The organism is Candidatus Sodalis pierantonius str. SOPE, assembly GCF_000517405.1.
GTDB lineage: Bacteria > Pseudomonadota > Gammaproteobacteria > Enterobacterales > Enterobacteriaceae > Sodalis_C > Sodalis_C pierantonii.
Genome location: NZ_CP006568.1, coordinates 1,748,290 through 1,774,196 on the forward strand (window position 1 = coordinate 1,748,290; position 25,907 = coordinate 1,774,196).

Here is a 25,907-nt window from a genome sequence, read left to right on the forward strand (position 1 = left end):
TGCCACAAGGGGATACGGCGCTCAGCCGCCGGTCAGAAAGGCGATGGCACGCTCCAGCGATCGCGTGCGGCGCGCCGGCGGCAGACTTTGCAGAAAAATCTTGTCGTACGGGCGGGTCACCAGCCGCTGATCGCAAATGATGAGCACGCCACGGTCATCGCTGTCGCGTATGAGCCGGCCGACCCCCTGTTTCAGGGCGATGACCGCCTCGGGGATCTGCACCTCGGTGAACGGATCGCCGCCGCGCAGTTGGCAATCCTCAATGCGCGCCTTCAGCAGCGGATCGTCCGGCGCGGTAAACGGCAGTTTATCGATGATAACGTATGACAGCACATCACCGCGCACGTCCACCCCTTCCCAAAAACTGTTGGTGGCCACCAGCACCGCGTTACCGGCGTCGACAAACTGGCGCAGGATTTCGCGCTTGCTGGTTTCCCCCTGCACCAAAACCGGTAGCGTCAGCGAGGCGCGAAACTCCACCGCCAGATCGCGCATCATCTGATGCGAGGTTCAGAGGAAAAAACAGCGACCGCGGTTGGCGACAATGACCGGTAGCAACATCCGCGCCAGCTTCTGCGCGGCGCCGCGTTCCCGCGGTTCCGGTAAAAAGCGCGGCACGCACAGCAGCGCCTGAGCGGCATAATCAAACAGGCTGGCAAGCAAAAGCGATGTCGCATTCTCCAATCCCATGCGCTGGGTGAAATGATCCAGCTTGTCATTCACCGACAGCGTCGCGGAGGTGAAGATCCACGTGCCGGCCTTCTCCGCCATGACTTCGTGAAAACGGTTAGAGACCGACAGCGGCGTCAGCGCCAGGACAAAATGACGCGCGTTACATTCGTACCAATAACTGAATCCCGGCTCGCTGGTATTTTTTAAGCGTTTTAACCTGGCGCGGTACAGCGTCGCACGTTCAAACGCGGCATCCAGCAGCGCCGAGCGGCCGAGCGCCAGCTTCGCCACGTCATGACATAACTCCAGCGCATCATCCAGCAGCACCAGCGCGCGCTGCACCATCGGCTGGGCCAGCGCGTCGCGCAGGTTACCGCGAAACCCCGGTTCACCCAACGCCAGGCGAAAATCCTGGGCGCGAAACGAGAGCTGATCGGCGCTCTTTTGCAGCTGCTGCATGTCGCGGACATCGGTGCGGTAGGCCAAGGTCATATCGCGCGCCAAATCCAGCATGTGGCGGCTGGTGAGCTGCTGGCCGAAATACTGGCTCGCGATATCCGGCAGTTGATGCGCTTCGTCGAAAATCATCACGTCGCCCGCGGGGGATCAGTTCGCCGAAACCGCTGTCTTTCACCACCATATCCGCCAGGAAAAGATGATGGTTGACCACCACCACGTCGGCATCCATAGCCCGGCGGCGCGCTTTAACCACAAAGCACTCTTTATACTCAGGACAATCGCTGCCAAGGCAGTTGTCGTTCGTGCTGGTCACCAGCGGCCAGATAGGGCTGTCTTCGGCGATCCCGCCGCAGTTGGCGATGTCTCCATCCTCGGTTTGCGATGCCCAGGCGCACACCTGGCTCAGCGCGTCGAGCGTCTCCGGCGGCAGTGCGCCCCCTGCCGCCGCGTGCTGCGCCATGCGTTCCAGGCACAAATAGTTGGCGCGCCCTTTCCAACAAAGCCAGTTGTCCGCGGTAGGACAGGGCCTGCGCGATACGCGGCAGATCCCGGGCGTAGAGTTGATCCTATAACGCCTTAGAGCCGGTGGAAATGATCACCTTTTTATCGGCACGCAGGGCCGGCACCAGATAGGCGTAGGTCTTGCCGGTGCCGGTACCCGCCTCCACCACCAGCGGTTGTTGCGCGCCGATGGCGTCGCGAATAGCGTCTGCCATCAGGCGCTGGGACTCCCGCGGCTTAAAACCGCTCAGGGCTTTCGCCAGCACGCCCTCGGGCGTAAAATCGTCTGTCACACTGTCTCCCACGCAAACGCGTTTCGCTACCGCCGTCGGGCGCGCTGGGCTTCCCGCGCCGGTATGGTATGCTGTTGTTTTCACTAACCACTGAAAGGAAATGCAATGACCCTCCAGCGTATTGATGACGGCGCCCGTATGTCCGACGTGGTGATCCATCATCAGACTCTTTACTACACCAGCGTGGCGGCGGATGCCGCGCTTGACGAAGACATTACCGCCCAGACCGTCAGCGCGCTCGCCGCTATCGCCGCCATGCTGGCGCGCTGCAACACCGACAAACGCCGCCTGCTGGATGCGACTATTTTCCTGCCTAACGCTGCGGATTTCGCCGCGATGAATGCGGTGTGGGATAACTGGGTCGAGGCCGGCAGCGCGCCGGTGCGCTGTACGGTTCAGGCGGGGCTGATGAATCCGCGCTATAAAATCGAAATCAAAATCATCGCCGCGCTATAAGGACGGGCCACCCTGCGCTCAATCGTCATCGGGAAAGCTATCGTAAGGATCCGCCTCCGGGCGCACCGCCGGGGCTTCATGGGCCTCGGTTTCCTCCTCATCCTCCCAGCGCAGGGTCACCCTTTCGCCGGCGTGGTCGGCGCGCCACCAGCGCAATGGCCTCGCCGCTGCTCATCCCCTGGGCCATTAACGCTTGAATACGCTCGACGGCCTGTTGCTGCTGCTCATGGGTTAACGCGGGCATATCGTTTAACATCAGTTTCTCTCGGTGGCGGCAATCATGTCGATTATCTCATGACGCGGCCGGTTACGCCATGGCGAGGATGTATGCTAGGATCGCGCCATCATATCTCCACAAACACGGACAGGTTGCCGTTGCCACGTCATTCGGGAACAGGCGCTTATCCATGCAGCCACAACTGACAGCATTATCCTACCGGCCCGATGCCGTGCTGGACTACTTTACCCCGCTGGCCGGACAGCCCTGGGCGATGCTGCTGCATTCCGGCAACAGCAGTCATCCCGACAGCCGTTACGATATTATGGTAGCGGCGCCCGCGGTCACGCTGGTAACACGTGACGGTGTCACCGAAATTTGCCGAGGAGATGACCGCGAGTATCGCCACGACGACCCTTTTGCGCTGGTCCAGCAGGCGTTGGCGGCGGCGAGCATGACGGATCTGCCCAACGCGTCATTGCCGTTCCTCGGAGGGGCGCTCGGCTATTTTGGCTACGATCTCGCCCGCGGCATCGAGACCCTACCTGCGCTGGCGCAACAGGACGTCCCCCTGCCGGAAATGGCGGTGGGCATTTATCGCTGGGCGGTGATAGCCGACCACCATCGCCATACGGTGACCCTGGTGAGCTACGACGATCCGGCGCCCTTGCTTAGCCGGTTGACCGCCGTCCCGCCGCCTACATCGGCGCCGTTTCATCTGCTCGGCCCCTGGCGCGCCAATATGTCCCGCGCCGAATATGGCGAGAAATTTCGCCAGGTCCAGCAACACTTGTTGGCGGGAGACTGCTATCAGGTCTGTTTAGCACAGCGCTTCAGCGCCCCTTGCGACGGGGATGAATGGCCGGCGTTTCGCCATTTGCTGGCCCATAACCGAGCGCCGTTTTCGGCCTTCATCCGCCTGGGAGACCAAGCAGTGATGAGCTTGTCGCCGGAACGTTTCCTGCGCCTGCGCACCGGCGAAATCCAGACCCGCCCCATTAAAGGGACGCTGCCGCGGCTGGCGGATGCCGACGCCGATCGCCAGCAGGCAACGCGGCTGGCCGCTTCCGCCAAAGATCAGGCGGAAAATTTGATGATAGTGGACCTGTTGCGTAACGATATCGGCCGCGTGGCGCAACCCGGCAGCGTGCGTGTGCCCTCGCTGTTTGCTATAGAGACCTTTACGGCGGTGCATCACATGGTCAGCACCATCACCGCCACCCTGGCGGCCGACCGCACTCCCTGCGATCTGCTGCGCGCCTGCTTCCCCGGCGGCTCCATTACCGGCGCGCCAAAGGTGCGGGCAATGGAAATCATCGAAAGGCTCGAACCCCAGCGTCGCAGCGCCTGGTGCGGAAGCATCGGCTATGTCAGCTGCGGCGGCACGATGGATACCAATATCGCCATTCGCACCCTCCTGGTGGCGGACCAGCATATACACTGCCCCGTCGGCGGCGGTCTTATCGCCGACAGCGACGAAGAAGCGGAATATCAGGAAACCCTGGCGAAGGCCGCCTCGCTACTGCCGCTGCTGGAGCAGTTGCATGCCTGACGCCGTGATCGAGCACCCGCTGCCGCTAGCGGAATTTATTACCCGTTTTCAACTGCTGCTGCCGGAGACACGTCACGTGACCTACCATCGCCGGCGTGCGGCGGTGCTGATTCCGATTATTTGCCATTCCACGCCGACATTGCTGCTCACCCGCCGCGCCGCGTCCCTGCGCAAACACGCCGGTCAGGTCGCGTTTCCGGGGGGACAGCGCGGAGCGGACGACGTTTCCGCGATCGCCACCGCGCTGCGCGAGGCGCAAGAGGAGGTCGCCATCGATCCCCGTCAGGTCAGGGTGTTGGGGCAATTGCCGCCGGTGGACAGCAGCAGCGGTTTTCAGGTCACCCCGATCGTGGGGCTGCTGGCGCCAGGCGCCCGTTTTGTCGCCAGCGAGGCCGAAGTGGCGGAAATTTTTGAAATACCGCTGGCCGAGGCCTTGTCGCTGGCGAGCTATACCCCGCTGGACATTGAACGGCGAGCGCAAACCCGGCGAGTGTATTTCTCCTGGTACCGCCAACACATGGTCTGGGGCATGACCGCTCAAATCCTTTATCGCCTCGGCCAACATATCCGTCCGCCAATCGAATAATGGGACCCTGCTCCCCTTAACGGCACAGAGTTCTTTTCTTTTCCATTTAACTGGCTAAAATCCCCGACAAGCGACATTAAGCAGAACATAATACTAATACATTAATGTTAATTGGCATTTAATTTTACTACTGCACTTAAAAATATCGCTTGATGGTCGGCGCAGCAGGGGCAAATGACGCGTGGCATCGTCAACGCCGTTGACATTAGTTTATTTCATGCGAAAACGCGCCTGTGCCCCCCGTTCAACTATTACAACCAGGTCAATGCCACCTGCCCGTTGCCTTATAAAAATTTTACAGGAGAGCAAACGTGATCAGCGTTTTCGATATGTTCAAAATCGGTATCGGTCCGTCCAGTTCCCATACGGTGGGCCCGATGAAAGCCGGTAAACAATTTGTGGACGATTTGGTCGAAAAACATCTGCTGACCTCCGTCACGCGTATCGCCGTCGAGGTTTACGGCTCCCTTGCCCTGACCGGAAAAGGACACCACACCGACCAGGCGATCATTCTTGGCCTGGCCGGCAATAGCCCGGATACGGTGGCCATAGACGCCACGCCGGCGTTTTTGCGCGACGTCGCCCAGCGCCAGCGGCTGATGTTGGCCGGTACTCCCCATGAAGTGGACTTTGCGCGCGAAGGGGGCATGGTGTTTCATCACACTAACCTGGCGCGGCACGAAAACGGGTTGCGCATCCACGCGTTCGCGGGCGATCACTGCGTTTACAGCCAAACCTACTATTCTATCGGCGGCGGTTTTATCGTCGAGGAAGCACAGTTCGGCCAAGCGGTGGTGAATGAGGTCAGCGTTCCCTTCAGTTTCACTAGCGCTCAGCAATTGCTGGAACACTGCCGCGATACCGCCCTGTCGGTATCCGGTTTGGTGTTACGCAACGAACTCGCGCTGCACGAGCGCGCGGAGATAGACCGCTATTTTGCCGCCGTCTGGCAGACCATGCGCGCCTGTATCGATCGCGGCATGAATACCGAGGGCGTGCTGCCGGGGCCGCTGCGGGTACCGCGCCGCACCGCCGCGCTCAGAAGGATGTTGATCGCCGGGGATAAGCATTCAACCGATCCCATGCAGGTGGTGGACTGGATCAATATGTTCGCCCTGGCGGTCAATGAAGAGAATGCCGCCGGCGGTCGTGTTGTCACTACGCCCACTAATGGCGCCTGCGGGATCGTGCCCGCCGTCCTGGACTATTATGACCATTTCATCGAGCCGGTCTCGGCCGATATCTGGCTGCGGTATTTCCTCGCCAGCGGCGCAATCGGTATTTTGTACAAGATGAATGCCTCCATTTCAGGCGCCGAAGTCGGCTGTCAGGGCGAGGTAGGCGTCGCCTGCTCCATGGCGGCGGCCGGCCTGACAGAGCTGATGGGCGGCAGTCCGGAACAGGTGTGCGTCGCGGCGGAAATCGGTATGGAACACAATCTGGGGCTGACCTGCGATCCGGTGGGCGGCCAGGTACAGGTGCCGTGCATCGAACGTAACGCGATCGCGGCCGTAAAAGCGATCAACGCCTCGCGCATGGCGCTCCGCCGCACCAGCGCGCCGCGGGTGTCCCTCGATAAAGTGATTGAAACCATGTATGAAACCGGCAAGGACATGAATGCCAAATACCGCGAAACCTCGCGTGGCGGCCTGGCCATCAAGGTGCAATGCGACTGAGTGGAGATGCGCCGCGGACGTGGCGTGCGACAGCCGCGGTGCGGTTGAAAGGTCAAGGGTGACCACGCGCAGGTCGTAGCAGCGTGGCGCAATAGGGGCCAATACGGGAACCCCACCGCTCAGTTTTACTTGCGCCCGGCGCCACCAAAAATCCGCCGGCGCGAGCCCGTACCGGATTCTGTGTAAATGTATAAAAATCATTTACACAGAATCGTGTACAGGGTCCATCCAGAGGCCGGTTTTGCCATTCGACAACCTGCTCCATGACCGCATCGGTGACCTTTGAGACCAGCACCGGCGAGACATCGGCGTCATACAGCTCTTTGAACGCGGCGGCGATCTCGCGGGTGGTCATCCCTTTGGCGTACAACGATAAAATCTGGTTATCCATCCCGGTAATCCGGGTCTGGTTCTTCTTCACCAGTTGCGGTTCAAAGGAACCGTCACGATCGCGCGGAGTATGCAGCGCCAGCGGGCCATCGCCAGTGGTAACGGTTTTTGTGGAATAGCCGTTGCGGGCGTTGGTCCCCGGTTTAGGCTGATTTTTATCGTAGCCGAGGTGATGGGTCATTTCGGCATTGAGAGCTGCTTCGACGCTGATTTTTTTCAGCAGCCGATCGAAGTGACTGAGATCTTCAGGGGTTTTGAGATTTTTGGCCAGTTCGTTAGCCAGAGCCTGCAACTGTTTTTCGTCCATAAATTAACCTGTTTTTGATGTTGGATTGAACATATCAAAATCAGGCAAATACACAAATTTCTAAACAGGCTCGCCGGCGCTGCCGTCCACCCTCTGCAATCCCTCCCGGCGACTGCAACATGAAACTGCGGCGCCGGCGGCGTTGCGAATGATGCATCCTTATCGCCGCACGGTGGGATCCGGCGGATGACGCCTCCTCACCGGACTGTCGTCGCGCGGCAGGCTACAACGAGTGTTGCTCCCTCATTGCCGCTCGGCCAGCTCCGGCGGATGGCGCATCATGGTTGCCGTCCTATCGCCGAACGGTGGGATCCGGCGAAGGCGCATGCTCAGCGCCACGTCGGCGCCGTTTAGCGGTTTACTCCTCCTCATCCTCGCCGTGCCGCGGCGCCAGGCATTCAATCCACACCTGCTCAATGCGATATTCCACCATCTGGCGAATGGTAAAGTGCCATTCGTCAAGCGTTAGCACATCCCCCTCCACCGGCATTTGATCGCACTGGGATAACAGCAAGCCGGCCAACGAGGCGACGTTATCCTGCCCGCGCGCCAGCTCCTGGGTGTCCAGCGCCTGCTGTAGCGCATGCAGATCGGTACTGCCTTTCGCCAGCCAGCCGTCCTCGTGGACCTCTATTTCCGGCGTTTCGTCTTCGTCGGGAAACTCACCGGCAATCGCTTCCAGCGCGTCCAGGGGCGTCACTAGCCCTTGAACCACGCCGAACTCGTTGGACACCATCACCATGCTGCCTTTCGCCCGGCGCAACTCCTCCAGCAGCTTCAACACATCCAGGGTTTCCGGCACGACGATCGCTGGATTGGCGGCGGCGTAGGCTTTGACCTGTTCGCCGTTATCCACCGCCGCCATCAAATCCTTCGCGCGTACGATACCGATAAGCTGATCCAGCTCGCCGTTACAGACCGGGAACATATTGTGCGGCGTTTCCATCAATGTCGCACGCAGCTCCTCTACCGGCCGCTGGCAGTCCAGCCAGGTTATCTCATTGCGGGGCGTCATCACGCTGCGCAGGGTGCGCGAAGCCAGCGACAGCACGCCGGTGATCATATGGCGCTCTTCGTCGGCGAAATGCGCCTGCTTGAACGCCTGGGCCGAATCATCCTCGCCGGTTTCGCGCTGAGCCCTGCCCCCCATCAACCGCATAATCGCTTCCGCGGTACGCTCGCGCATCGGCTTGGCGGACTGGTTTTTGATAAAGTTGCGGCGCGCTATCTGGTTGAACATCTCAATCAGGATCGAGAAGCCGATGGCGGCATACAGGTAGCCTTTCGGAATATGGAAACCAAAACCTTCAGCAATCAGGCTGAGACCTATCATCAGCAAGAAGCTGAGACACAGCACCACCACGGTTTGATGACGGTTAACGAAACGGGTCAGCGAACGAGAGGCCAGCAGCATAATCGCCATAGCAATTACCACGGCGGTCATCATGACGGGCAGATTGTTAACCATCCCCACCGCCGTGATGACCGCATCCAGGGAAAATACCGCGTCGAGAATAACGATTTGCACCACCACCGCCCAAAAGCTGGCGTAGCCGCGGCCGGCGCTGCTGTCGTGCTCTTTATTTTCCAAACGTTCGTGCAACTCCGTGATTGCCTTAAACAACAGAAAAATCCCGCCCAGCAGTAAGATGAGGTCGCGGCCGGAAAAGGAAAAGTCGCCCAAATGAAACAGCGGGCGCGTCAGCGTGACAATCCACGAAATCAGCGACAGCAGCCCAAGGCGCATAATCAACGCCAGCGACAGGCCTACCCCCCGCGCGCGATCGCGCTTTTTGGGCGGGAGTTTGTCCGCCAGGATCGCAATAAAGACCACGTTATCGATGCCGAGAACGATCTCCAATACGATCAGGGTCAATAATCCCACCCAAATTGAGGGGTCCATTAAGAATTCCATCACAGGCTCCGTAAGGTATTTAGGCTGTAGAGATTACAGGGTTAAACCGCATCTTTGCCGGCAAACGCGCAGGGGCAAGCCGCCAAGAGGCACACTTTCTTGGGGAGCGGGATCAAACATGACGAAAGCAGGATCCAGCGCGAAGCGCCAGTGAGAAGACAACGATGACCGCGCAAGCGGACAAACAATGATGAAACGGCTTCGGTGACAGTCCATCGGAGGGCTGTTTGCTCCTTTTATAATTTAAACGCTTTACTGTATCAGGGAATCACCGCCCGGCATAAAATTTTTTCACTTCAAACCGTTTGTTCATTCTCAGCTACACTCTTTTGTGCGCTTGTACCGATTCCGGTAGCCAAATAACTGAGCGCCGTCACAATTTTTATTTTTTTACACACTAAAATAAATCGCGATTTACTTATGATCATCCGAACCAATAACTGAAGCAGATCAATCTGTAGGGCGGACATCGGTCAGGGCAGGCATCGTTCCTGACTTTGCAGTTATACCACCAAAGAGTTAGGGCCCTCGACACGGCTTTCGTGCGGGGCGCATAACCCATTTTGTCAATAGAGAAGGTATCCAGTAAGTATTGCTATTGTTTATTGGCACTCACGGGTCAGCGGCCGAGCAATTATTGAAAACGGCCGAAATGATTTTGGGCGCACAAGACAACGTCGCCTGGATCGATTTCGTCCCCGGCGAAAACGCTGAAACATTGATTGAAAAATATACCGCCCGTCTGGCGGATCTTGACACCACAGCAGGCGTGTTATTTCTGGTCGATACCTGGGGAGGCAGCCCGTTTAATGCCGCCAGCCGGATTGTCATCGATAAAGAAAATTATGAAGTCGTGACCGGCATAAATATCCCCATGCTGGCCGAAACCTTTATGGCCCGCGACGATAATCCCACCTTTCAAGAGCTGGTCGGTATCGCGGTGGAAACCGGACGTATTGGCGTAAAAGCGCTGACGTGGCCGCGGATACGGTGCGCAAAACCCTGCTCACCTAGGTGGCGCCTCCGGGCGTTACGGCCCATGTGGTTGACGTGGCGAAAGCTATTCGCGTTTACGACAACCCGAAATATGCAAATGACCGCGTCATGCTGTTATTCACCAACCCGACCGACGTCGTGCGTCTGGTCGAGGGCGGCGTCGGCATTACCTCGGTCAATATTGGGGGTATGCCCTTCCGCCAGGGTAAAACCCAGGTGAACAATGCCGTGTCGGTAGACGAAAAAGACATTGAGGCGTTTAAGACGCTCAACGAACGCGGTATTGAGCTGGAAGTCGCTTTGTTGAATAAATCCGAAATTTGTGACGACTTCCTCCCTATCAGGGCGATTGTTACATGATGCGGACGCTGTTTGGCATTCCTAACAGCGTGATCCGGTTAAGCGCTTTGACCATTGCCATAGCCTCACCTACCTGCGCGTCATAGTCATGCAGACTCAGATGACCACCCAGAAGTGTTTTAAACCGGAACATGGCCGTTTCAGCCAGTGAACGCCGGTGATAACCTACTTTCTTTTTCCAGGTATCATTATTGCCGCTCAGATGCTGATTTGCCACCGCATGGTTACGCTCATGGTATCGAGCTGGCCAATATTGCGCACCACTTCGCGGTGGGATAAGCGGCTTTATTTTTTTCCTCAGCAGAGCATCATGACAGTAACGCGTAACGTAAGCACTATCAGCCGACGCTTCCCTGATTTTCCGGTGGGTTTGGTTAATCAGCCCGGGCAGCGCCTGCGCATCTGTCGTACCGCTTAGCGATAAATCGGCACAGATAATTTCATGTATCGCGCTATCTACTGCCAGATGAAGCTTGCGCCATACTCTGCGCCTCTCAGCCCCATGCTGCCTGACTTTCCATTCTCCTTCGCCGAAGATTTTCAGGCCGGTGCCATCGATGACCTGGTGTGAGATTTCGCCACGGGTTGGCGTTTTTATGCTGATGTCGACGGTTTTTGCTCGCCGGCTGACCAGAGAGTAATCTGGGCAGCGCAGCGACAGCCCCATCAGTTTAAAAATCGCGTCAACGAAACCCTGTAACGCCCGGAGCGAAAGGTTAAACACGCGCTTTATCATCAGAACCGTGGTAATGGCCATATCGGTGTAGTGAAGCGGCCGGCCACGATGTTCAGGTGGTGTACTCTCAGTCCATGCAGCAATGGCTGACTCATCAAGCCATACTGTCATGTCCCCCCGTTGCCTGAGCGCATTGTTGTATGCGGGCCAGTTGGTGGTTTTAAACTTTTGCTTTGCCATGGGGACCTGATGTTGAAACGAATGTAGTGATCAGAGCCGCCAGTCACCTAAAAGTTCGATTTATTCAACAAAGCCGCTGGAAGTGCGTAAAGTGTCCAGCGATTCCCCGTTGAAGATGATGGATTTAATTAAAAAACTCGGCAATTAAGCCCTACGCCGCATTATCACCCTTAAGAGCGTAAGTTTGCCTGGAAACGGATTCATCGCTCTATTACGCAAGGTAAGAGGAGAAGTACAATGGAGATCACCACGCTTCAAATTGTACTGATATTCGTCGTCGCCTGTATTGCAGGCATGGGATCGATTCTCGACGAATTTCAGTTTCACCGTCCGCTCGTGGCCTGTACCTTAATTGGTCTGGTCCTGGGCGACATGAAAACCGGTATCATCATCGGCGGAACATTGGAAATGATCGCGCTGGGCTGGATGAATATCGGCGCCGCGGTGGCGCCCGATGCCGCGCCGGCGTCTATCATCTCCACCATTCTGGTCATCGCCGGTAATCAAAGCGTCGGCGCCGGTATCGTGCTGGCCGCCGCCGGACAGGTATTGACCATCATCGTGCGCACCATCACCGTCGCCTTCCAGCATGCCGCCGACAGCGCCGCCGAACGCGGTAACCTGACGGCGCTGAGCTGGATCCACGTTTCAGCGCTGGTCTTGCAGGCGATGCGCATCGCCATCCCTGCGGTCATCGTGGGCGTGTCGGTCGGGACAGACGCCGTACACAACATGCTCAGTTCGATTCCAGAAGTCGTCACCAACGGCCTGAATATCGCCGGCGGCATGATTGTGGTGGTCGGTTATGCGATGGTCATCAACATGATGCGCGCGGGCTATTTGATGCCGTTCTTTTACCTCGGTTTCGTCACCGCGGCCTTCACCAGATTTAACCTGGTGCTGCTGGGGGTGATCGGCGTGGTCATGGCCATACTCTACATCCAGCTCAGCCCGCGCTACAACCGGGTCGCAGGATAGGCCGCACCGGCGCTAACGATCTCGATAATGAACTGGATTAATAGGTGAGAGAAATGGTCGATACTACAGCTACAGGTCAGAAGAAACTGACGCCCGGCGATGTACGCGGCGTATTCATCCGCTCCAACCTGTTCCAGGGATCCTGAAACTTTGAACGTATGCAAGCGCTCGGTTTTTGTTTTTCGATGGTGCCAGCGATTCGCCGCCTGTACCCGGAAAATAACGATGACCGCAAGCAGGCGATCAAACGGCATCTGGAGTTCTTCAACACCCATCCCTATGTAGCCACACCGGTATTGGGCATCACCATGGCCATGGAAGAACAGCGCGCCAACGGCGCACCGATTGATGACGCCGCCATCAACAGCATCAAAGTCGGCTTGATGAGGTCGCTGGCCGGGGTCGGCGACCCGATTTTCTGGGGTACCGTACGGCCGGTATTCGCCGCTCTCGGCGCCGGTATCGCCATGAGCGGCAGCTTCTTGCAAAAATTGACCGAAGGGGCGTCCATCCTCGGGCTATTTGTTATGGCGCGTTGGTCAATAAGTGGACCCACGTCAATATCCTCTTTGTGGTGTCCCGTATCACCAGCACCGAGGGACAAACCACCGTCACCACCGTCCAGACGATTCTGGATCAACTGATGCCCGGGCTGGTGCCGCTGCTGCTTACCTTCGGTTGTATGTGGCTTCTGCACCGCAAGGTGAACGCCCTGTGGATTATTATGGGCTTCTTCGTCATCGGTATCTTCGGCTACTGGGTGGGGCTGTTGGGTCTGTAAGCATACCGTTATCAAACCGGGGGATGTCGCCCCGGTTTTTTTTGCTTTTTTGGGGGGAAGCATGACCGTTACCGATATCGGCCTGGTGGTAATGATTGTTATCGCACTGCTGTTTGCCGTCTTTGATGAGTTTATTGTGGATTACGCACTGCGCGGCAAAACCCGTCTACGGGTACCTCTGCGCCGCCAGGGCCGGCTGGACGGTCTGATTTTTATCGTCCTGCTGCTGATACTGCTGTACAAAAACATCACAACCAGCGGCACGGTCGTCACCTCCACCCTGATTTTAATTCTGGGATTGATGGTGGTTTATCTGGCCTATATTCGCCGTCCACGTATGCTGTTTAAGACAGAAGATTTTTTTATGGCAATGTATTTATCCGTTATTCCCGTATCAAAAATATAAATTTATCAGAAGTTGGTTATTTGGTTATTGACCTGGAAAAACGGCGTTTGCTGATCCAGGTCAATAAATTAGACGATCTTCAGAATATTTACCATTTTCTTATGGAATTACAGTAGGTTAAATTAATCATATAGCCTTGGCTAAATAGATTAGTCAACGCAATGAAAAATACCTTATTCTTTATTTCCCGGTCAGTTCCCGGCGAAATCCCGCCATTATCCTCACGCTGCGCGCAATTAATCAACAGCAAACCTGAGGGTATTTACCCCTGTTATTTTTGTAGTTGTTATTATGGGAATCATTATGTTAAAGTTGCGCCGTCATTAGGGAGTAACCTATTTTTGCCTTGTAGCGAAAATGCCCGTGTCAACATACTCGTTTCTTTGGTAAACGTGGTGCGGGCGGCCTTTATCGGCTGGCGAGACTATAGACATGCGGACCTATCGGTAAGGTTGGGGGGACAGGGAAGCGTGGATATGGGCGCCCAGCCGAGGCTTAACAATGAATCTTTCCGCCACACTTATTCTTGCCTTTGGCCGCTTTGTTGAATAAATCCGAAATTTGTGACGACTTCCTCCCTATCAGGGCGATTGTTACATGATGCGGACGCTGTTTGGCATTCCTAACAGTGTGATCCGATTAAGTGCTTTAACCATTGCCATTGCCTCACCTACCTGCGCGTCATAGTCATGCAGACTCAGATGACCACCCAGAAGTGTTTTAAACCGGAACATGGCCGTTTCAGCCAGTGAACGCCGGTGATAACCTACTTTCTTTTTCCAGGTATCGTTATTGCCCCTCAGATGCTGATTTGCCACCGCATGGTTACGCTCATGGTATCGAGCTGGCCAATATTGTGCACCACTTCGCGGTGGGATAAGCGGCTTTATTTTTTTCCTCAGCAGAGCATCATGACAGTAACGCGTATCGTAAGCACTGTCAGCCGACGCTTCCCTGATTTTCCGGTGGGTTTGGTTAATCAGCCCGGGCAGCGCCTGCGCATCTGTCGTACCGCTTAGCGATAAATCGGCACAGATAATTTCATGTGTCACGCTATCTACTGCCAGATGAAGCTTGCGCCATACTCTGCGTCTCTCAGCCCTATGCTGCCTGACTTTCCATTCGCCTTCGCCGAAGACTTTCAGGCCGGTGCCATCGATGACCAGGTGTGAGATTTCGCCGCGGGTTGGCGTTTTTATGCTGATGTCGACGGTTTTTGCTCGCCGGCTGACCAGAGAGTAATCTGGGCAGCGCAGCGACAGCCCCATCAGTTTAAAAATCGAGTCAACGAAACCCTGTAACGCCCGGAGCGAAAGGTTAAACACGCGCTTTATCATCAGAACCGTGGTAATGGCCATATCGGTGTAGTGAAGCGGCCGGCCACGATGTTCAGGTGGTGTACTCTCAGTCCATGCAGCAATGGCTGACTCATCAAGCCATACTGTCAGGTCCCCCCGCTGCCTGAGCGCATTGTTATATGCGGGCCAGTTGGTGATTTTAAACTTTTGCTTTGCCATGGGGACCTGATGTTGAAACGAATGTAGTGATCAGAGCCGCCAGTCACCTAAAAGTTCGATTTATTCAACAAAGCCGCCTTTGGCATGTCGATGGACGCCTTTGCGGCCTCGGTCGGCAAAGGCGCCACGCTGCACAAGCCCGCGCTGCGTACCGGACTGATTTTCGGAGTAATAGAAGCCATTACCCCGCTTATCGGCTGGGGGCTGGGCCTGCTGGCTAGTCAGCATATTATGCGCTGGGACCATTGGGTGGCGTTTGTCCTGCTGGCGTTTCTGGGCGGCCGAATGGTGCTGGCGGGCTGGAAAGCGCAGGCGGCCATAGTTGGTAAACACAGCTTGGGCGTGCTGGTAGCCACCGCCATCGCCACCAGTCTCGATGCGCTGGCCATCGGCGTGGGTCTGGCGATGCTACAGGTCAATATTGTTCACACCGCGCTGCTAATCGGTCTTGCCACCCTGCTTATGTCGACCATCGGTATGCTGCTGGGGAGCTTTGTGGGGCCTTGTCTGGGCAATAAAGCGGAAATCATTGGCGGTTTCATCCTGATTGGCATCGGCTGCAACATTCTCTACAGCCATATCGGCGAAACCATGCTCGCCAATTTGATTGGGTAATCCCGGCGCTGCCCGCGCCAATAAAGCAAGGCCTCCCCTGCCCGCGCTAATCAAGCGGAAGACTCTCCGCCCCGCCGGTGCCGCTCAGGCTTCAGACCCGCCGCCACAGGCGCACGATAAAATCCGTTTCGAGGTCAAACGGCGTCGCGACCGCCAACCGTTCGAGCACCTCAGGGGTGGCGCGCCAGGCGAAAGGCGTCATGCGCAGCAGCGACACGCCTTCCGCGCCGGTCAGCCGCAGCGGATAGCGAAGAGCGCTGTCCCCTAGCGGCGCAAACCCCGCGAGGGTTTCTTCCTTATGGCGCGTGCAGCTGCACGTCGCGATAAATGAGCGCTTTGAGCTGATAGAGTTGGCGCGGGCCGGGTGTCACCGTCAGCAGCACGCCCCCCGGTCGCAGCGTGCGCCGTAGCTCGGCGGGATTGCTCGGCGCATAAATGCGCATGACGCCGTCCAGTGACGCATCGGCAAACGGCAGGCGCTGGCTGGACGCGACGCAAAAGCGAACCTGGGCATAGCGTTTCGCGGCGCTGCGCACCGCATTTTTCGCGATATCCATCCCGTACACCTCCGCCGCTGGCGTGTGAGCAGGTCCGCCAGCGCGGCGGTGTAATAGCCTTCGTCGCAGCCGATATCCAGCCAGCGTAGGCCCGCATGCGGCGTGAGCACGGCGATGGACGCCATCACGCTATCGCGCAGCGGCTGATAATGGCCGGCGTCGAGAAAGGCGCGCCGCGCCGCCATCATCAATGGCGCGTCGCCAGGATCCTTGCTGCGTTTAAACTGCACCGGCAGCAGATTGACATAGCCCTCTTTAGCACAATCGAAACAGTGCTGCCCGGCGCAGCGATAGTGCTTATCGTGCCGGACGAGCGGAAGATGGCAAAGCGGACATTGGAAACAAGACATGGCGATTCCGGTCGAAAAACATTTAGGGCGCAGTGTAGCGCAAAATAGCCTCTCTGGCGGTAGAAAACGCGCTACACTGGGCACTTCATCCACCGATTGTACACACCATTGATGACAGCTTATTCATCCCTGTTGTCCCCGATACACGGGGTGGCGCACAGTTTTGGCGACAAAGCGTCGCTGATGCCGGAGGTACTGCAAGCGTGGCAAACGACATTACCGGACAAGAAGCAAGTTCATGGCACCGATATTGGCTGGGTAAGCCGACCGGGCGAGGCCCTGGGGGAGCTTGATGGCGTCGTTACCGACGTTCCCGGCATACTGTTGACGGTACTGACCGCCGATTGCCTACCCGTGCTATTCTGCCGCCGCGACGGCGGGCGTATCGGCGCGGTACACGCGGGTTGGCGCGGTTTGCTGGCCGGAATACTCGGGCAGTTCGCCGCCACGCTCAACACCGCGGGCGACTCCCCGTCACGCTGGGTCGCGGCGATAGGGCCCGCGGCCGGGCCGTGCTGTTATGAAGTCAGCCAGACACGAGCCTGTTTAGAAATTTGTGTATTTGCCTGATTTTGATATGTTCAATCCAACATCAAAAACAGGTTAATTTATGGACGAAAAACAGTTGCAGGCTCTGGCTAACGAACTGGCCAAAAATCTCAAAACCCCTGAAGATCTCAGTCACTTCGATCGGCTGCTGAAAAAAATCAGCGTCGAAGCAGCTCTCAATGCCGAAATGACCCATCACCTCGGCTACGATAAAAATCAGCCTAAACCGGAGACCAACGCCCGCAACGGCTATTCCACAAAAACCGTTACCACTGGCGATGGCCCGCTGGCGCTGCGTACTCCGCGCGATCGTGACGGTTCCTTTGAACCGCAACTGGTGAAGAAGAACCAGACCCGGATTACCGGGATGGATAACCAGATTTTATCGTTGTACGCCAAAGGGATGACCACCCGCGAGATCGCCGCCGCGTTCAAAGAGCTGTATGACGCCGATGTCTCGCCGGCGCTGGTCTCAAAGGTCACCGATGCGGTCATGGAGCAGGTTGTTGAATGGCAAAACCGGCCTCTGGATGCAGTCTATCCCATTGTTTATCTTGACTGTATCGTTCTAAAAGTCCGGCAGGACAGCCGCATCATCAACAAATCTGTGTTCCTGGCGCTGGGCATCAACATCGAAGGCCAGAAAGAGTTGCTAGGTATGTGGCTGGCCGAAAATGAAGGCGCAAAGTTCTGGCTGAACGTGCTGACAGAGCTGAAAAACCGCGGCCTGAACGATATCCTTATCGCCTGCGTAGACGGGCTGAAAGGTTTCCCTGACGCTATTAACGCGGTGTATCCGGAAGCGCGGCTCCAGCTGTGTATCGTACATATGGTGCGCAACAGCCTGCGGTTCATCTCCTGGAAGGACTACAAGGCCGTCACCCGCGACCTGAAAGCTTATCTATCAGGCCCCTACGGAAGAAGCCGGCTTGCAGGCGCTGGAAGCGTTCTCCAGTGCCTGGGACATCCGCTACCCGCAAAATAAGTCGAAGCTGGCAGGCAAACTGGGCCAATCTGGCCACGTTCTTTGCCTACCCAACGGACATCCGCAAGGTGATCTACACGACCAACGCCATCGAGTCGTTAAACAGCGTGATCCGGCATGCCATCAAAAAGCGCAAGGTGTTCCCGACCGACGACGCAGTGAAAAAGGTGGTGTGGCTGGCGATACAGGCGGCCTCACAGAAATGGACAATGCCTTTGAGGGACTGGCGCATGGCAATGAGCCGCTTTATTATCGAGTTCGGTGACCGCCTGGACGGTCACTTCTGAGAAAAGGCATTTACACAGAATCGTGTACAGGGTCGATAGCTCGCCTGTCTGACGACAATGAAAAACGCCTCTGCATTGACGCCGAATTTTTAATTGTCGCGACCTACGTCACTCGGCCAGTTACCCCCTACGCCCGCGTCACTCCTCCCATCCCGTCTCCTGCCTTACCCTGTCGCCATGGACGCACTGATTGACAGCCTGACCGACGATTACACCGGCACCCGCACCACTGACCTGCATAACGCGGTCTACCTGCGCTTAATGACGCCGCTTGGGCAGTATTGGGCTGACCCACAGCTGGGGTCACGCCTGCATGAGCTGGCGCGGGCCAAGGACTCAGCCACCACCCGGCGGCTGGCACAGCAATATGCCGAGCAGGCGCTGCAACCGCTGCTGGCCGATAACCGCGCCCGTCGTATTGACGTCAGTGTCAGCCGTCCGGCACAGGGCGACCTGCGGCTGCATATCGACGTCGTGGCCGCCAACGGCAATTTGCAGACCTTTAGCCACCCGGTAAAGGTCATTTAAACGGGATATCACCATGGCGCACAGCACCCCCACCCATACCGAGATTGCCGACACGCTCTTGCGCGATATCCGCAACCAGCTGCCGGACGCCGATACCGGCCCCGACAGTGACTACGCGGTGCGCGCAAACGCCATTGCCAGCGTGCTGCAGGGGCTGTACCAGCACCAGCTGTGGATAGTGCGGCAGATGTTCCCGGACACCGCCGACCATGACTATCTGGTGATGCACGCCCGCACACGCAACCTGACGCCGAAAGCGGCGACGCCGGCGCAAAGATTACCGGCCTGCTGCAATTGCGGCCCACAGGCCACCGTCAGCGCTACCAGACCACCGCGCCGGGCGTGATAGACGCAACGGGCAGTCTGACCTTGCCCGCCCGCGCACTCGACAGCGGTACCCAGGGCAATCTGGCGGACAACACGCCAGGAACGCTGCTGATGGCCCCAGCCGGTGTTGACAGCAACGTCACTCTCACCCGCATGGTCGGCGGCAGCGAGGCCGAATCCGACGCGGCCCTGCTGGCACGTCTGCTGGAGGTGATACGCCGTTCGCCGGCGGGCGGCAATCAATATGATTACCACCGCTGGGCGGTGTCCCTGCCCGGCGTCACCGAAGCCTATGTCTATCCGCTGCGCCGGGGCTACGGCACGGTAGATGTGGTGATAGTCACCCATAACGACCTGCCGTCGTCGGAAACGATTAAATCGGTTCAGAGCTACATTGACGAAATGCGCCCGGTCACCGCGAAAGACTGCCTGGTGCTGGCCCCCGAAGTGGTCAAAACCGATATCACGGCCCAGGTCAGCCTGAGCAACCTGACGCTTGACGCGGCCCGTAAACAGATTACAACCGCCCTCAGTGACTATTTTAACCGCCTGGCCCCCGGCGAGGTGGCGGTCAGAACCCAGCTGGGGGCGCTGATATCGGAGGTGGTCGGCGTGGTGGACTACCAGCTGCTTGCCCCGAAAACCAATGTGGTGCCGGTGGTGAACAAACAGACCGTGCAGTGGATACGCGCAGGCCGCATTACCGTGGAAACAATGCCATGAATGACCGCGACTACGCGCAGTTGCTCAGTGCCCTGCTGCCACCGAAAAGCTATGCGCTGAGCGCTCAGCGGTGAGCGCCTGACGGCTGAACTGCAGGCCGAAGGGAAGAGCCTGGCACAGCTGGAAATCCGCGCAGGCGAAGTGGCCGACGGTATCACGCCCTTTCTCGCCGTGGAGCTACTGGCCGATTGGGAGCGAATGTTAAGTCTTTCCCGCGACAGCGGCATGACGCTACAGCAGCGTCGTCAGCAGGTGCTGGCGCGAATCAACGCCACCGGCGGTCTGAGCCGACCCTGTACACGATTCTGTGTAAATGCTTTTTCTCAGAAGTGACCGTCCAGGCGGTCACCGAACTCGATAATAAAGCGGCTCATTGCCATGCGCCAGTCCCTCAAAGGCATTGTCCATTTCTGTGAGGCCGCCTGTATCGCCAGCCACACCACCTTTTTCACTGCGTCGTCGGTCGGGAACACCTTGCGCTTTTTGATGGCATGCCGGATCACGCTGTTTAACGACTCGATGGCGTTGGTCGTGTAGATCACCTTGCGGATGTCCGTTGGGTAGGCAAAGAACGTGGCCAGATTGGCCCAGTTTGCCTGCCAGCTTCGACTTATTTGCGGGTAGCGGATGTCCCAGGCACTGGAGAACGCTTCCAGCTCCTGCAAGCCGGCTTCTTCCGTAGGGGCCTGATAGATAGCTTTCAGGTCGCGGGTGACGGCCTTGTAGTCCTTCCAGGAGACGAACCGCAGGCTGTTGCGCACCATATGCACGATACACAGCTGGAGCCGCGCCTCCGGATACACCGTGTTAATAGCGTCAGGGAAACCTTTCAGCCCGTCTACGCAGGCGATAAGGATATCGTTCAGGCCACGGTTTTTCAACTCTGTCAGCACGTTCAGCCAGAACTTTGCGCCTTCATTTTCGGCCAACTGCTGGTTTCGGTCACATCCGATCACTGATTCCGATTTCACCCGATCACTAATTCTGATTTCATCCGATCACTGATTCCGGTCGCCCGATCAGCGATTCCGATTCTGTCCGATCGCTCATCTTCTGTTCCGCCATACTCTGGAGACTTTTAGCTTCCGGGGGCATGGCACGTAAAAAAAAGAAAGCTAGAACGGAAATGTGCATCTATATTAATGTCTTACGTATGAAATTCGAGCAGCGTCGCTCGAATCGCACTATCGCAGCAGCGCTCGGCATAGGCTGTACTACCGTGCACGATATCCTCGGCCGATTCACGGTAGCTAACCTGGTCTGGCCATTGCCGGCGGAACTGTCCCCCGTCGACCTCGACCGCCTGCTCTATCCCGGCAAATCCGGAAAAGTTATCAATACCTTACCCAGCTGGCTTGATATCGATACCGAGTTAAGCCGCAAGGGCATGACCAAGCAGCTGCTCTGGATGGAATATCAGTCCGCCGTGGGCGGTGATGCCCTCGGTTACTCACAGTTTTGTGCACTGTTCCGTGACTGGAAAAAGAAGCAGCGGCGTTCTATGCGCATGGAGCACAAGGCTGGCGAAAAGCTCTTCATCGACTTCTGTGGCCCCACCGTACCTATCGTCAACCCTGCGACCAGTAGCGTACGCCAGGTCGCTATCTTCGTCGCTGCCATGGGCGTGTCAGGCTATGCGTATATCGAAGCCTGCGAAGGCCAGGACATGGCATCGTGGCTCAACGCCAATAGCCGCTGTCTGCACTTCATGGGTGGGGTTCCGGAGCTGATGATACCTGATAATCTGCGCAGCGCTGTCAGCACCCCTGACCGCTATGAGCCGGTCATAAACCAGAGCTACCAGACGCTGGCAAATCACTATGAGACAGTGGTGCTACCGGCGCGCCCGAGAAAACCGAAAGACAAGGCGAAGGCAGAATCAACTGTGCAGCTGGTAGAACGCTGGGTTTTGGCCCGGTTGCGTAAACGTAGGTTCTACTCGCTGGCCGAACTCAACCAGGTGATACGAGAACTCAATCATGAGTTGAATCTGCGCCCGATGCGTCATTACGGCGGACAAAGTCGCCTTGAACGCTTCGAGCAGCTGGACAAACCGGCTCTTGGGCCTCTACCGCCCACACAATGGGAATACAGTGAGTATCTCGTTGCCCGAGTGGGACCTGATTACCACATAGACTACGGCAAAAACTGGTACTCGGTGCCGCATCCGCTGGTTGGCGAGCGCGTTGACGTCATCGCCACCCAACGGCTGGTGCAAATCCACCATAAGGGCGTCTGCGTGGCTACGCACCCTCGCAGCGATAACGCCTATAGGCACACGACTCAGGCGGCGCCCATGCCGGCTAACCATAAGGGGCAGAGTCAGTGGACGCCGGAAAGGCTGTGCAGTTGGGCGCTGTCGGTGGGTGTGTGCACACTGAAAGTGGTCGAGTCCATCCAAAAGAGCAAAGCCCATCCGGAGCAGGCTTACCGCTCCGTGCTGGGGCTACTTAATCTGCAACGGCGCTATGAGACGACGCGACTGGAGAAGGCCTGCGCGCTGGCGTTGGAGAAAGGGTGCATTAACCGCTCTTTCATAGCCAACGTATTGAAACACGGTCGTGAAAGTGAGGTCACCCAGGACGGAGCCGGCGTATCAATGCTGGTTCACGAAAACCTCCGAGGTCCGGACAGTTATCACTAAGGAGAATAAATATGGATACACTGTTAATGGCTCTGCGAGAGCTGAAGTTGTCGGCAATGGTCCAGGCGTTGGAGACGCAACGCGAACTCCCGGGGAGTTATGGGGAGCTGGGGTTCGAGGAGCGGTTGTCGCTGATGGTAGAATCGGAAAATTTACATAGAAAAAACAACCACATATGTCGTCTTCGATGGCAATCGCAAATGCGCTTGCAGGCAAAACCGGAAGATATCCGCTATATCCCTAGCCGAGGAGTGACACCGGAACAGATGCGAGATCTGCTAGGGGGACAATATCTGAAATATCAGAAAAGCATACTCATCACGGGGCCGACAGGTACGGGCAAAACCTGGCTCAGTTGTGCGCTTAGTGAGCAGGCATGCCGGCAGCAATATAGAGTGCGTTACTGGCAAGTGGGTCGGTTGCTGACCCATCTTCACCAGTGTCAGGTAGACGGGACCTATCTAAAACAGCTTAAGCAGTTAGAAAAAATAGAGTTACTGATCTTGGACGATGTGGGCCTAGAATCAATAAGTCCGATGCAGGCAACGATGCTGTTGGAGGTGATGGAAGATCGCTACGACAAAAGCAGCAGCATCCTGATCAGTCAACTGCCGGTGAAAAAATGGTATGGACTGATAGAAAACCCCACGACAGCTGACGCGTTACTCGATCGGTCAGTACACCCCAGCTATAGACTGGAACTTAAAGGCGAATCACTACGCAAAGAGCAAGGAGTAGCCAGCACAGGAAAAATAGACTAAACCCGAGTCAGAAGATGAGCGAACACGTGATCGAATATCACTGGAATGGGTGATCGGAAAATATCGGAATAACTGATCAGATGTCGCCGGAACAGCTGATCGGATACGTCGGAATCTGCAGCCAACCACATACCTAGCAACTCTTTCTGGTCTTCGATGTTGATGCCCAGCGCCAGGAACACAGATTTGTTGATGATGCGGCTGTCCTGCTGGACTTTTAGAACGATACAGTCAATATAAACAATGGGATAGACTGCATCCAGAGACCCTGTACACGATTCTGTGTAAATGCCTTTTCTCAGAAGTGACCGTCCAGGCGGTCACCGAACTCGATAATAAAGCGGCTCATTGCCATGCGCCAGTCCCTCAAAGGCATTGTCCATTTCTGTGAGGCCGCCTGTATCGCCAGCCACACCACCTTTTTCACTGCGTCGTCGGTCGGGAACACCTTGCGCTTTTTGATGGCATGCCGGATCACGCTGTTTAACGACTCGATGGCGTTGGTCGTGTAGATCACCTTGCGGATGTCCGTTGGGTAGGCAAAGAACGTGGCCAGATTGGCCCAGTTGCCCTGCCAGCTTCGACTTATTTGCGGGTAGCGGATGTCCCAGGCACTGGAGAACGCTTCCAGCGCCTGCAAGCCGGCTTCTTTCCGTAGGGGCCTGATAGATAGCTTTCAGGTCGCGGGTGACGGCCTTGTAGTCCTTCCAGGAGACGAACCGCAGGCTGTTGCGCACCATATGCACGATACACAGCTGGAGCCGCGCCTCCGGATACACCGCGTTAATAGCGTCAGGGAAACCTTTCAGCCCGTCTACGCAGGCGATAAGGATATCGTTCAGGCCACGGTTTTTCAGCTCTGTCAGCACGTTCAGCCAGAACTTTGCGCCTTCATTTTCGGCCAGCCACATACCTAGCAACTCTTTCTGGCCTTCGATGTTGATGCCCAGCGCCAGGAACACAGATTTGTTGATGATGCGGCTGTCCTGCCGGACTTTTAGAACGATACAGTCAAGATAAACAATGGGATAGACTGCATCCAGAGGCCGGTTTTGCCATTCAACAACCTGCTCCATGACCGCATCGGTGACCTTTGAGACCAGCGCCGGCGAGACATCGGCGTCATACAGCTCTTTGAACGCGGCGGCGATCTCGCGGGTGGTCATCCCTTTGGCGTACAACGATAAAATCTGGTTATCCATCCCGGTAATCCGGGTCTGGTTCTTCTTCACCAGTTGCGGTTCAAAGGAACCGTCACGATCGCGCGGAGTACGCAGCGCCAGCGGGCCATCGCCAGTGGTAACGGTTTTTGTGGAATAGCCGTTGCGGGCGTTGGTCCCCGGTTTAGGCTGATTTTTATCGTAGCCGAGGTGATGGGTCATTTCGGCATTGAGAGCTGCTTCGACGCTGATTTTTTTCAGCAGCCGATCGAAGTGACTGAGATCTTCAGGGGTTTTGAGATTTTTGGCCAGTTCGTTAGCCAGAGCCTGCAACTGTTTTTCGTCCATAAATTAACCTGTTTTTGATGTTGGATTGAACATATCAAAATCAGGCAAATACACAAATTTCTAAACAGGCTCATCAACTCCAACGATCCCCCAACCTAATAATCCATCCCATAAATTTTTATAGTTTTCATTTTGGTGCAAATAAAGTCGGTAATGGCTCAAAACCACAGCCATCGCAGCAATACCACGAAGAGCCTGTATTGTTTTTAACTTTTGATTCATAGCGATTCCGTGTCGATAGAGCTAAGTTACCATCATCCCTCAATTCTGGCCTTGGACCGAAACTGTTGTCGATGGTTAAGATTAGCGAAAAGAAAACTACGAACGAGTTAAATCATCCAACTCGTAGTCGGATAGTCCAGTAAATAATTTGACAATTAAGCGTTCGACGCCATTAGCAATAAGCTGCCGAGTGATACTTTGGGTAGATTCTTGGCGGTCTTCCTGACACATGAATTGAATGCCCTTAGCTTCTAGTTGCCCTACAATTGTCATGGTGTCCTCTCGGTAGTCAGTGTCTTTGGCGGCAATATGCTGTAGAAATTGCGATTCATCCGAAGTATTTCTCCACTCTTCGATATAGTACACCAAGCAGCGGAACTGGCTCTTTCAGTATCTCCCCCCATAGATTTAATAGGTGGGCTATATCTCCGGTCAGTTCCGACATATTCCGTAACTTTAGCAGAGCTACCCGTCGGTGCTGAAGCATTTCATCATCCAGCATAGCGGTGATATCAACTAGCGGGAATGCTTGGCTGTAGACTGATTCTGCCAGTTCAGGATCAGCAAAGCAATCGAACCATTTGTTTCTGTACGGATAGGGCGATCTGGTGCCGAGGTAAAACAGGAGTGGTATCACGACCGGCAATGTACCGTTCCCCTGCTCAAGATGACGCTGCATGCCTGCCAGCATGGGGTGAGGACAGGCCATGACTGGATGATCCTCCCCTAAGAACAGCGTGTACCACTTTTCCGTTACACCGTTCAAGCATTCAAAATAAATGAAGTGCTCCTGTGTTTTTGCAAACAATTCTGGACTGTCCAAAATAGCCATTTTTTAGAGTTCAAAGGAGTCCAGAATTGACTGCAAATTAG

General features: G+C 56.2%; 18 protein-coding genes, 12 pseudogenes and 1 riboswitch. Of the genes and pseudogenes, 18 read left to right on the plus strand and 12 right to left on the minus strand.

What is annotated here, in order from left to right; genetic code table 11:
- Nucleotides 1–21: 21 nt before the first annotated feature.
- Nucleotides 22–1,925: pseudogene (locus tag SOPEG_RS08890) on the minus strand (ATP-dependent DNA helicase).
- Between the two features lie 105 nt (nucleotides 1,926–2,030).
- Between SOPEG_RS08890 and SOPEG_RS08895 the strand changes: the two are divergent.
- Entirely contained in the window at nucleotides 2,031–2,381 is a 351-nt protein-coding gene (locus tag SOPEG_RS08895) for a RidA family protein (protein WP_025245071.1), read from the plus strand.
- Nucleotides 2,382–2,471: 90 nt separating this feature from the next.
- Here SOPEG_RS08895 and SOPEG_RS08900 read toward each other — a convergent pair.
- Nucleotides 2,472–2,637: pseudogene (locus SOPEG_RS08900) on the minus strand (YoaH family protein); the annotation flags it as partial.
- Between the two features lie 151 nt (nucleotides 2,638–2,788).
- On the opposite strand from SOPEG_RS08900, the gene pabB reads away from it, so the two are divergent.
- From pabB to SOPEG_RS08915, 4 genes are all read left to right on the plus strand, one after another.
- Nucleotides 2,789–4,150 carry an aminodeoxychorismate synthase component 1 gene (pabB, locus tag SOPEG_RS08905; RefSeq protein ID WP_025245072.1) on the plus strand — a complete coding sequence of 454 codons (1,362 nt, stop codon included), beginning with the start codon at nucleotides 2,789–2,791 and terminating at the stop codon, nucleotides 4,148–4,150.
- Complete coding sequence (locus SOPEG_RS08910; protein WP_025245073.1) at nucleotides 4,143–4,736, plus strand: CoA pyrophosphatase; 594 nt, start codon at nucleotides 4,143–4,145, stop codon at nucleotides 4,734–4,736. Before pabB ends, SOPEG_RS08910 begins: the two co-directional genes overlap by 8 nt.
- A 174-nt stretch (nucleotides 4,737–4,910) precedes the next feature.
- The gene (locus tag SOPEG_RS28220; RefSeq protein ID WP_158382361.1) at nucleotides 4,911–5,051 is read left to right on the plus strand and encodes a hypothetical protein; all 141 of its coding nucleotides are present in this window, start codon (nucleotides 4,911–4,913) and stop codon (nucleotides 5,049–5,051) included.
- The gene (locus tag SOPEG_RS08915; protein ID WP_025245074.1) at nucleotides 5,048–6,412 is read left to right on the plus strand and encodes an L-serine ammonia-lyase; all 1,365 of its coding nucleotides are present in this window, start codon (nucleotides 5,048–5,050) and stop codon (nucleotides 6,410–6,412) included. The genes SOPEG_RS28220 and SOPEG_RS08915 overlap by 4 nt, the downstream gene beginning before the upstream one ends.
- A 226-nt stretch (nucleotides 6,413–6,638) precedes the next feature.
- Here the strand turns inward: SOPEG_RS08915 and SOPEG_RS08920 are convergent.
- Together SOPEG_RS08920 and SOPEG_RS08925 are read right to left on the minus strand one after the other, a co-directional pair.
- Nucleotides 6,639–7,109, minus strand: a pseudogene (locus SOPEG_RS08920) (IS256 family transposase); the annotation flags it as partial.
- Nucleotides 7,110–7,467: 358 nt separating this feature from the next.
- Nucleotides 7,468–9,024 carry a TerC family protein gene (locus tag SOPEG_RS08925; RefSeq protein ID WP_025245076.1) on the minus strand — a complete coding sequence of 519 codons (1,557 nt, stop codon included), beginning with the start codon at nucleotides 9,022–9,024 and terminating at the stop codon, nucleotides 7,468–7,470.
- 592 nt (nucleotides 9,025–9,616) lie between these two features.
- On the opposite strand from SOPEG_RS08925, the pseudogene SOPEG_RS26180 reads away from it, so the two are divergent.
- A pseudogene (locus tag SOPEG_RS26180) lies at nucleotides 9,617–10,380 on the plus strand (mannose/fructose/sorbose PTS transporter subunit IIA).
- On the opposite strand, the gene SOPEG_RS08935 reads toward SOPEG_RS26180, so the two are convergent.
- Nucleotides 10,373–11,296, minus strand: coding sequence for an IS5-like element ISSoEn1 family transposase (locus SOPEG_RS08935; RefSeq protein ID WP_025245077.1), 924 nt, complete (start codon nucleotides 11,294–11,296; stop codon nucleotides 10,373–10,375). The pseudogene SOPEG_RS26180 and the gene SOPEG_RS08935 overlap by 8 nt on opposite strands.
- A 237-nt stretch (nucleotides 11,297–11,533) precedes the next feature.
- Here SOPEG_RS08935 and SOPEG_RS08940 point away from each other — a divergent pair.
- From SOPEG_RS08940 to SOPEG_RS08950, 3 pseudogenes are all read left to right on the plus strand, one after another.
- Nucleotides 11,534–12,315, plus strand: a pseudogene (locus SOPEG_RS08940) (PTS mannose/fructose/sorbose transporter subunit IIC).
- A gap of 12 nt (nucleotides 12,316–12,327) precedes the next feature.
- Nucleotides 12,328–13,055: pseudogene (locus tag SOPEG_RS08945) on the plus strand (PTS system mannose/fructose/sorbose family transporter subunit IID).
- A 61-nt stretch (nucleotides 13,056–13,116) separates the two neighbouring features.
- A pseudogene (locus tag SOPEG_RS08950) lies at nucleotides 13,117–13,577 on the plus strand (DUF986 family protein).
- Between the two features lie 197 nt (nucleotides 13,578–13,774).
- Nucleotides 13,775–13,958, plus strand: a riboswitch (yybP-ykoY riboswitch).
- A 96-nt stretch (nucleotides 13,959–14,054) separates the two neighbouring features.
- Here the strand turns inward: SOPEG_RS08950 and SOPEG_RS08955 are convergent.
- Complete coding sequence (locus SOPEG_RS08955) at nucleotides 14,055–14,978, minus strand: IS5 family transposase (RefSeq protein ID WP_025245079.1); 924 nt, start codon at nucleotides 14,976–14,978, stop codon at nucleotides 14,055–14,057.
- A gap of 84 nt (nucleotides 14,979–15,062) precedes the next feature.
- On the opposite strand from SOPEG_RS08955, the gene mntP reads away from it, so the two are divergent.
- Nucleotides 15,063–15,593, plus strand: coding sequence for a manganese efflux pump MntP (mntP, locus tag SOPEG_RS08960; RefSeq protein ID WP_025245080.1), 531 nt, complete (start codon nucleotides 15,063–15,065; stop codon nucleotides 15,591–15,593).
- Nucleotides 15,594–15,684: 91 nt separating this feature from the next.
- Here mntP and rlmA read toward each other — a convergent pair.
- A pseudogene (rlmA, locus tag SOPEG_RS08965) lies at nucleotides 15,685–16,500 on the minus strand (23S rRNA (guanine(745)-N(1))-methyltransferase).
- Nucleotides 16,501–16,596: 96 nt separating this feature from the next.
- On the opposite strand from rlmA, the gene SOPEG_RS08970 reads away from it, so the two are divergent.
- The 6 genes and pseudogenes from SOPEG_RS08970 to SOPEG_RS22720 all read left to right on the plus strand — a co-directional run bounded on the left by SOPEG_RS08970 (nucleotide 16,597) and on the right by SOPEG_RS22720 (nucleotide 20,232).
- A complete protein-coding gene (locus SOPEG_RS08970; protein WP_236851712.1) occupies nucleotides 16,597–17,070 on the plus strand; it encodes a purine nucleoside phosphorylase YfiH/LACC1 family protein in 474 nt (157 codons plus the stop codon).
- 40 nt (nucleotides 17,071–17,110) lie between these two features.
- Nucleotides 17,111–18,321: pseudogene (locus tag SOPEG_RS08975) on the plus strand (IS256-like element ISSoEn2 family transposase).
- A gap of 177 nt (nucleotides 18,322–18,498) precedes the next feature.
- Nucleotides 18,499–18,849 (plus strand): phage GP46 family protein, encoded by a 351-nt coding sequence (locus SOPEG_RS08985; protein WP_025245086.1) that lies wholly within the window; start codon nucleotides 18,499–18,501, stop codon nucleotides 18,847–18,849.
- 13 nt (nucleotides 18,850–18,862) lie between these two features.
- The gene (locus SOPEG_RS29375) at nucleotides 18,863–19,195 is read left to right on the plus strand and encodes a hypothetical protein (RefSeq protein ID WP_236851715.1); all 333 of its coding nucleotides are present in this window, start codon (nucleotides 18,863–18,865) and stop codon (nucleotides 19,193–19,195) included.
- The gene (locus tag SOPEG_RS08990) at nucleotides 19,192–19,899 is read left to right on the plus strand and encodes a baseplate J/gp47 family protein (RefSeq protein WP_236851717.1); all 708 of its coding nucleotides are present in this window, start codon (nucleotides 19,192–19,194) and stop codon (nucleotides 19,897–19,899) included. The genes SOPEG_RS29375 and SOPEG_RS08990 overlap by 4 nt, the downstream gene beginning before the upstream one ends.
- Nucleotides 19,900–20,025: 126 nt before the next feature.
- Nucleotides 20,026–20,232 carry a putative phage tail protein gene (locus SOPEG_RS22720; RefSeq protein WP_236851792.1) on the plus strand — a complete coding sequence of 69 codons (207 nt, stop codon included), beginning with the start codon at nucleotides 20,026–20,028 and terminating at the stop codon, nucleotides 20,230–20,232.
- Here the strand turns inward: SOPEG_RS22720 and SOPEG_RS09000 are convergent.
- Nucleotides 20,223–20,828, minus strand: a pseudogene (locus SOPEG_RS09000) (IS256-like element ISSoEn2 family transposase); the annotation flags it as partial. The gene SOPEG_RS22720 and the pseudogene SOPEG_RS09000 overlap by 10 nt on opposite strands.
- A gap of 164 nt (nucleotides 20,829–20,992) precedes the next feature.
- Here SOPEG_RS09000 and istA point away from each other — a divergent pair.
- Both istA and istB read left to right on the plus strand, forming a co-directional pair.
- Entirely contained in the window at nucleotides 20,993–22,543 is a 1,551-nt protein-coding gene (gene istA, locus SOPEG_RS09005; protein WP_025245089.1) for an IS21-like element ISSoEn3 family transposase, read from the plus strand.
- A gap of 11 nt (nucleotides 22,544–22,554) precedes the next feature.
- Nucleotides 22,555–23,304 carry an IS21-like element ISSoEn3 family helper ATPase IstB gene (istB, locus tag SOPEG_RS09010; RefSeq protein WP_025245090.1) on the plus strand — a complete coding sequence of 250 codons (750 nt, stop codon included), beginning with the start codon at nucleotides 22,555–22,557 and terminating at the stop codon, nucleotides 23,302–23,304.
- 119 nt (nucleotides 23,305–23,423) lie between these two features.
- On the opposite strand, the pseudogene SOPEG_RS29380 reads toward istB, so the two are convergent.
- The 4 genes and pseudogenes from SOPEG_RS29380 to SOPEG_RS29385 form a co-directional block, all read right to left on the minus strand.
- A pseudogene (locus tag SOPEG_RS29380) lies at nucleotides 23,424–23,567 on the minus strand (transposase); the annotation flags it as partial.
- Nucleotides 23,568–23,602: 35 nt separating this feature from the next.
- Nucleotides 23,603–24,812 (minus strand): annotated as a pseudogene (locus tag SOPEG_RS09020) (IS256-like element ISSoEn2 family transposase).
- A gap of 60 nt (nucleotides 24,813–24,872) precedes the next feature.
- Nucleotides 24,873–25,034 (minus strand): hypothetical protein, encoded by a 162-nt coding sequence (locus tag SOPEG_RS28225; protein WP_158382363.1) that lies wholly within the window; start codon nucleotides 25,032–25,034, stop codon nucleotides 24,873–24,875.
- 328 nt (nucleotides 25,035–25,362) lie between these two features.
- Entirely contained in the window at nucleotides 25,363–25,857 is a 495-nt protein-coding gene (locus tag SOPEG_RS29385; protein ID WP_051419574.1) for an Rpn family recombination-promoting nuclease/putative transposase, read from the minus strand.
- Between the last annotated feature and the right edge of the window lie 50 nt (nucleotides 25,858–25,907).